The organism is Phenylobacterium sp. (assembly GCF_025351295.1).
GTDB lineage: Bacteria > Pseudomonadota > Alphaproteobacteria > Caulobacterales > Caulobacteraceae > Phenylobacterium.
The window spans coordinates 40,742-47,550 of sequence record NZ_JANXWD010000077.1 but is presented as its reverse complement, the minus strand read 5'-3'; the positions used below and the strand labels follow the sequence as shown (position 1 = coordinate 47,550).

At 69.8% G+C, this 6,809-nt stretch carries 6 protein-coding genes; 1 reads left to right on the top strand and 5 read right to left on the bottom strand.

Features of this window, described 5'->3' with window-relative positions; genetic code table 11:
• Nucleotides 1-260: 260 nt before the first annotated feature.
• On the bottom strand, nt 261-830 hold the full coding sequence (locus Q0R13_RS11290) for a PEPxxWA-CTERM sorting domain-containing protein (protein ID WP_293903897.1): 570 nt from the start codon (nt 828-830) through the stop codon (nt 261-263).
• A gap of 315 nt (nt 831-1,145) precedes the next feature.
• On the opposite strand from Q0R13_RS11290, the gene Q0R13_RS11285 reads away from it, so the two are divergent.
• Nucleotides 1,146-1,676: a phosphate-starvation-inducible PsiE family protein gene (locus tag Q0R13_RS11285; RefSeq protein WP_293903895.1), complete on the top strand. Its 531-nt coding sequence runs from the start codon at nt 1,146-1,148 to the stop codon at nt 1,674-1,676.
• On the opposite strand, the gene Q0R13_RS11280 is transcribed toward Q0R13_RS11285, so the two are convergent.
• The 4 genes from Q0R13_RS11280 to Q0R13_RS11265 form a co-directional block, all read right to left on the bottom strand.
• Entirely contained in the window at nt 1,673-2,599 is a 927-nt protein-coding gene (locus Q0R13_RS11280; protein ID WP_293903893.1) for an alpha/beta hydrolase, read from the bottom strand. The genes Q0R13_RS11285 and Q0R13_RS11280 overlap by 4 nt on opposite strands.
• A gap of 68 nt (nt 2,600-2,667) precedes the next feature.
• A complete protein-coding gene (locus Q0R13_RS11275; RefSeq protein WP_293903891.1) occupies nt 2,668-3,678 on the bottom strand; it encodes an NAD(P)H-binding protein in 1,011 nt (336 codons plus the stop codon).
• Nucleotides 3,679-3,784: 106 nt separating this feature from the next.
• Nucleotides 3,785-5,110 carry an NAD(P)/FAD-dependent oxidoreductase gene (locus Q0R13_RS11270; protein ID WP_293903889.1) on the bottom strand — a complete coding sequence of 442 codons (1,326 nt, stop codon included), beginning with the start codon at nt 5,108-5,110 and terminating at the stop codon, nt 3,785-3,787.
• Between the two features lie 97 nt (nt 5,111-5,207).
• On the bottom strand, nt 5,208-6,716 hold the full coding sequence (locus Q0R13_RS11265; protein ID WP_293903888.1) for a peptidase S10: 1,509 nt from the start codon (nt 6,714-6,716) through the stop codon (nt 5,208-5,210).
• Between the last annotated feature and the right edge of the window lie 93 nt (nt 6,717-6,809).

Here is a 6,809-nt window from a genome sequence, read left to right as displayed (position 1 = left end):
CGCCTGACCGCGATCCTGCGGCATGGCCACCCAAGGCTCCCCAGCCAGGCCATGACCCCGAAGACAACCATAGACCACGGTCAGACACGCCAAGAACCACACCACACCATGAAATCAATTAGACAACAGTTTACTTAATTGCGTTCAGCGCGTTGTTGCCGTCCGCAGGCAAACCGCAATTAAGTAAACTGTCACTGCAATAGAGGGTCACCGAAATAGGGGCCGTCCGCCCTTCCCGCTCGCGGGAAAGGGAGGGGGTCTCACGTCGCGGCGAGCACCGGCTTCGGATCGCGGTGGGTGCGGCGGCGGCGCAGGGTGGCGCCAGTCGCGCCGAAGCCCAGGATCATCAGCGACCAGGCCGCGGGTTCCGGCACGGCGGCGGTGACGTTGGCGGTCAGTCGGCCGGTCGCCGGCGAGCTGCCGTCGCTGCTCAGCGTCAGGGTGTCGATCGCATACCGGTAGCCGCCCGCCGTGAAGCTGTTGCCGCCCAGAACGATCGAGTCGACGGACGAGCCGATGGCGATCGAATAGTTGACGTTGAACACCGCCGGCGACCCGCCGAACACGCCCGAATTGGCGAGCACGCCGCCGCTGACGCCGTTCGAGTCGGATCCGGTAAAGCCGACCAGGAACGCGGCGTCGAACAGCGTGTAGGCGCCCGGCGCGGTGATCGTGAAGCTGGTCCCGGTCAGGTTCAGCGTATCGAAGGTGGTGCCGATCGTGGCGCCCAGGCCTTCGAACGTCGCGGTGTCCGTGACCACCGGCGTGGCGGCCAACGCCGACGAAGCCGCCGCGCAAAGCAGCGCGGCGGCGAATGCGTACGCTTTCATTGGATTTCCCCCGAAACCATGGCCGCTGCGTGCAGGCCCCGACGACAGCGCCTCACCCCAAGGCTAGCCGCCACGCCACCCTAGTGGGCGCTGCAACCCGGTCAATCTGGCTCGCCTCGAACGGGAGCGCGCCGGCGCACAGGCCTTTTTTGCGGCCCCCAGGTTGAGCGGCCGGACGCCTCGGCGGACGGTCCCTCACCGTTGCCCGAACACGGGAAACAAACATTTCGGTGAGGGCGGCCGGAAAATCTTGCTCGCCGGCCTGCGTATCGGGTCTCCATAGGGCGTCTGAACAAGCGCCTGCAGGGAGAGGTCATGGCTATCCCCGAAGTTCGCACCCGGGAGGTGAACCGGCTGAGCGCCGGCGCCGGCGCGGTGTTCCTGACCGTCGAGGTGCTGGCCTATGTGGTGCTGGGCGTCATGCTGGCCATCGCCGTACTGGTGGGCGTGGGCGGGGCGGCGGTGTCGCTGTGGCGCGCAATCCTGGCCCGGGGCGAGACCGGGGCCCTGGTGCTGGCCGTCGACCGCCTGCTGTTCGTTCTGATGGTGGTGGAGGTGATGCACACCGTGCGGGTGTCGTTCCGCTCCGGGCGGCTGGTGTGCGAGCCGTTCCTGATCGTCGGCCTGATCGCCTCCATCCGCCGCGTGCTGGTGATCACCCTGGAGACCTCCCAGGCGCATGAGCCGGGCAAGTGGAGCCTCGACGCCCAGGCCTTGCTCGGCTCCACCATGCTGGAGCTGACGGTGCTGGGCGGGCTGATCCTGGTGATGGTGATCTCGATCTATCTGCTGCGGCGGAGCGACCGCGAGCAGGCGGAAACGTCAAGCGCGCCGGGGTCGGCCTAAGGCGTCGCGCCGGCCAGGAAGCCTTCCACGGGGGCGAGGGAACCGGCCGGGTCCTCCTCGAACGGCAGATGGCCGAGGTTCGGCAGGCGCACCAGGCTCGCGTGCGGCAGGTCGCGCAGGTAGTCGGCCGCGTTGCCGATCGGGATCATGCCGTCCTGTTCGCCCCAGAGCAGCAGCGTCGGGGCCTGAATGCGGGCCAGGGTCGGGGCGGGATCGCGCAGGATCACCTGGCTCATGCGCGCCAGGATCGCCGGCCGCACGCCGGGCGCCAACATCATGTCGCGATAGCGGGTCAGGGTGGGCTCGCTCAAGGCCGCCGGGCGCGCATAGGCGACGGCCAGATTGGCCCTCAGCAGCCCGCGCGGCGCGACGTAAGGCAGGGCCCGCATCATCAGCGGGGTGCTGGGGGGCTTGTCGTACTCGAACCCCGGGCTGGCGAAGCCGTCGGGGGAGACCAGCACCAGGCGCGTGACCCGGTCGGGATGCAGGGCGGCGAAGTTCCAGGCGATGCGTCCGCCCAGGGAATTGCCGATCAGGCTGGCGCGGTCGATCCCCAACTGGTCCATCAGGTCGGCCAGGATCTTCATTTCGCGGGCGTCGGTGTAGTCTCCGGTGGGGTCGGGGCCGGTCAGGCCAAAGCCCGGCAGGTCGAACCGGATCACCCGGTAACGCGCCGACAAGGCCTGCGCCCAGGGCTCCCAGGTGTCCAGGCTGGCGCCGAAGCCGTGCAGCAGGATCACCGCCGGCGCGCCGCGCGGGCCGGTGTCGCGCAGGCGCAGGCGGACCCCGTCGATCGTGCGGTAGTCACCGGGATAGGCCGCCTCCAGTGCCGCGCGGGGCTTGTCGGGAGCGTAGAGCCATAGGCCCAGGGCGAGGACCGCCACGACGGCCACGCCCGCCACCCCGGCCCATATCATCGGCATCGTCTTCCTGCTTCCGACCACGCGCGGCTCCGTCTGAGACGCTCCGTTAGACACCAACCCGCGCCGTCTCAGAACACGGCGTGGTCGCCACGCTCCGGCGCGTCGGCGCCGGCCAGGACCGCGCGGTAGAAATCGAACAGCGTCTGGGTCCCCGTCGAGGGCGTGGCGGCGGCATCGTAGCGTCCGGTCTGCGGATCCAGCACCAGCATGGACTCGGTGGCGTAGTAGCGGCCGATCCGGGCCAGTTCGGCCTTGTCGGCCAGCGACGGCGCGAACCGTCCGAGGGCGCCGAGGCCCCCGATGACGATGTCGAGCAGGGCTACGGGCGCGGACTGAAGCCGGGGCGGGCGACCCAGCATCGCGAACAGCGCCTCGCCCTGCTGGCGCGGGGTGATCGCCTCGCCCGGCCCGCCGATCGGAAGGATGCGGTTCCACCGGCCCTCGTCCTCCAGGCAGCCGGCGATGTAGTCCGCCAGATCGTCATCGCCGATCGGCTTGCAGGCGGTCAGGGTCCCGTCGCCGAACACCAGGAACGGCCGGCCCCGCCGCACGCGCTCGATCTGGCCCGACAGCGACTTGAAGAAGGCGGTTGGCCGCACGATCGAATAGCGCAGGCCGGATTCGATCAGCGCCGCCTCGAAGGCCAGCTTGGCCTGCTGAAAGGCCAGCAGCGGCTTCTGCACGCAGATCGCCGAGAGCAGCACGAGGTGGCCGACGCCGGCCTGCCGCGCCGCCTCCAGCACGTTCAGCTGGGCGCGGTGGTCGATGGCCCAGGCGTCCTTGGGCGCGCCGGTGCGCGACGCCATGCAGGACACCAAGGCGTCGAACCGCTCGCCGGCGAACCCGTCGCGGGCCAGCGACAGAGGATCGGTGGGATCCACGACCTTGACCTCGGCGCCGTCGAGCAGTCGGGCGACGTCGGCCGGCGTGAGCGATGCGCCGACGCCGGCGCGGGGCCGGACGAAGCAGACCACCTGATGTCCGCGTCGCAGCAGTGCGCCGACCGTCGCGCGGCCGATCGTGCCGGTGGCCCCCAGCACGCAGACGCGCTGGCGCGAGGCGGAGGGATCGTCGCTCACAAGGTCGCCATCGGCTCGGCCCACGCCCCAGCTCAAGTCCAGCCCGAGTCTATGACGGTCCGCACATCCGCAACAAGGCCGGCGGGCTGCGGCGCGTCGGCGAGCGCTAGTGCAGCTTGACGCTCGGTGTCGGACCGCGCGAAAGCGCCCCCACCAGGGTGCGCCAGATCACCGTCGGTCCGCCATGCAGCGCGGCCTCGTGCATCTTGTAGAGCGAGCGGTAGACGAAGCCCGCGAACAGCCCCTCGATGAACATGCCCCGCCCGGTCACGAAGCCCATCAGGCTGCCGACCGTGCTGTATCGGCCCAGCGACACCAGCGAGCCGAAGTCCCGGTAGTGGTAGGGCTCCAACGCGCCGCCGGCCAGCCGCCGGTTGATCTGGGCGACCATGTGGTCGGCCATCTGATGGGCGGCCTGGGCGCGCGGCGGCACCGGCGTCGCCTCCCCGGGCCGCGGGCAGGAGGCGCAGTCGCCGATGGCGAAGATGTCGGGGTCGCGGGTGGTCAGCAGCGTCGGCTCGACGACCAGCTGATTGATCCGGTTGGTCTCCAGGCCGTCGATGTCCTTGAGGAAATCCGGCGCCTTGACCCCCGCCGACCAGACGACGAGCTCGGCGGGGATGAAGCCGCCGTCGGCGAGCACCACGCCGTCGGCGCGCACCTCCGAGACCCGGGCGCCGACGCGCACCTCCACGCCGAGCTTGGTCAGCAGGTCGCGGGTGGCGTTGGAGATCCGCCCCGGCAGGGCGGGCAGGATCCGGTCGGCGGCTTCGATCAGCACGATGTGCACGTCCTTGGCCGGATCGATGCGGTCCATGCCGTAGGCGACCACCGCGCGCACCGTGCGATGCAGCTCGGCGGCGAGCTCCGTCCCCGTGGCCCCGGCCCCGATGATCGCCACGTGGAGCTGGCCGGGCCGCACCGGCTCGACCTGGCTGTTGGCCCGCAGGCAGGCGTTGACGATCCGGCGGTTCAGGCGACTGGCCTGCTCCGGTGTCTCGAGCGGGATGGCGTGCTGCGCCGCCCCCAGCGTTCCGAAGTCGTTGGTGACGCTGCCGATCGCCATGACCAGGGTGTCGTAGGGCAGGTCTCTGGCCGGCGTGATCTCGCGGCCGTCCTCGTCATGCATCGCCCCGAGCTTCAGGCGCTTGTGGGCGCGGTCGAGCCCGACCACCTCGGCAAAGGTGTAGTCGAAGTGCCGCCACTGCGCTTGCGCCAGGTAGTTCAGCTCGTGCTGTGAGCGGCGCAGGCTGCCCGCGGCAACGGAGTGCAGCAGGGGCTTCCAGAGATGGGTGCGCGAGCGATCCACCAGCGTGATCCGCGCCTTGCCGGTCTTGCCCAGGGTCAGGCCAAGCTTGGTGACCAGTTCGAGGCCGGCCGCCCCGCCGCCCGCCACCACGATGTGATGCAGGCCCGCCGACTCTGTCTCCATGCCTGTCGTCCCCTTCGCCCCGATCTATAAAGCCGATAACCCCTTCGCCGTCATCCTGCGGCTTGTCCGCGGGCCCCAATCGGAGCGGCGTGCACTGTCACCTCACGCCGAACAGCTGCATGACGTCGGCGCGGAAGGCGGCCTGGCTGGCGGGGCGGCTGTAGAACATGTGGCCGCCGGGATAGATCGACAGGCGCACGCGGCCGACGTCGCCGCTGACCGGCATCTGGTCGACGATCAGTCGTGAGATGAAGTAGGGGCAGCTCAGGTCGTCGTAGCCGTGGGCGATCAGCACCTTGATCTTCGGATCGGCGGCCACGGCCAACCGCAGGTCGGTGGCCGCGTCGGTGAGCTCGACGCCTTTCTCCCAGTTCTCGCCGACCTCGTCGCTGAGCGCGTTGTAGCGGCCCTCGACCTTCCAGCCGACGGTGCGGGTGGTGAAGTCGACCATGGCGCTGGTGGTCGGCGCGATGATGGCGTCCAGGATCGGGTCGCCGCGGCGGCCCTCCGGCGCCCAGGGGAAGGGATCGTCCTGGGTGACGTTGCTGTCGTACCAGCTGCCGATCTTGCCCTGCTCGCGGTAGAGTTCGCGCAGATAGGCGCGGCTCTCGATGCGGCCGCCCGAGAGCTGCACGAAGGTGCGGTTGAGCCCGGTGTAGGCGGTGACCTTGTCCACCACCCGGGCCAGGGCGGCGGGATCGCGGCGGCCCTTCAGCAGGTCGGTGACGTAGTCGCCCCGCGCATAGGCCTCGACCTCGGCCATCTGGGCCGGCGACAGCGCCCTGCCCTGGCGCTCATAGTTGGAGGCCGCCATCGACGGCAGGGTGGCGACCCAGGCCATCGGCGAGAAGTCCGGCGCCTGGTTGGCCGAGGGCTCCAGGTAGGGCGAGACCAGCACCATGCCGTTCACGCCCACCCCCAGCTTGGTCTGCAGGTAGTAGGTGATCTTAGGCCCGCGGAAGCCGCCGTAGCTCTCGCCGGCGATGTACTTGGGCGAGGCCATGCGACCGTTCTTCAAGAGCCAGTCGTAGACGATACGGGACAGGTACTCGATGTCCGGCTTGATCGAGTAGAACTGCTTCTTCGTCTCCTCCTTGTCCACAAGGGAGCGCGAGAAGCCGGTGCCGACCGGGTCGATGAACACCAGATCGGTGAAGTCCAGCCAGGCGCCCGGATTGTCGACCAGCTGGGCGGAATCGGACGGGCTGTCGCCCTGGGCGCCGAACTGCACCCGCTTGGGCCCGATGGCGCCGAGGTTGAGGTAGACCGAGGCCGCGCCGGGGCCGCCGTTGAAGGCGAAGGTGACCGGACGATTGGGGTCCTTCGCGCCGTCCAGGGTGTAGGCGGTGAACACCACCTCGGCGATCTTCTTGCCCTTCTCGTCGCGCACCGGCAGGGCGCCGACCGTGGCGGTGTAGCTGAGGGTCTTGCCGGCGACGTGGGTCACCTGCTTCACGCTGGCGTCGGCCGGGAACGGCGGCAGGTCGATCCTGGCGGCGTCGGCTTTCGGGGCGTCGGGCTTGGCGTCCTCGGCCTGGGCGACCGGCGCGCTGAGGCCGAGCGCAACAACAAGGGCTGTGGCCGCCGCTTTCAGAACCCAGCGCATGGAACTAGTCTCCCCGATCTCGGGCGCATCAACGGCGAAGTCGCCGGGCTCGGCAAGCAAAACCGCCGTTCGCCAGCCCCTCAGGGAGGACCT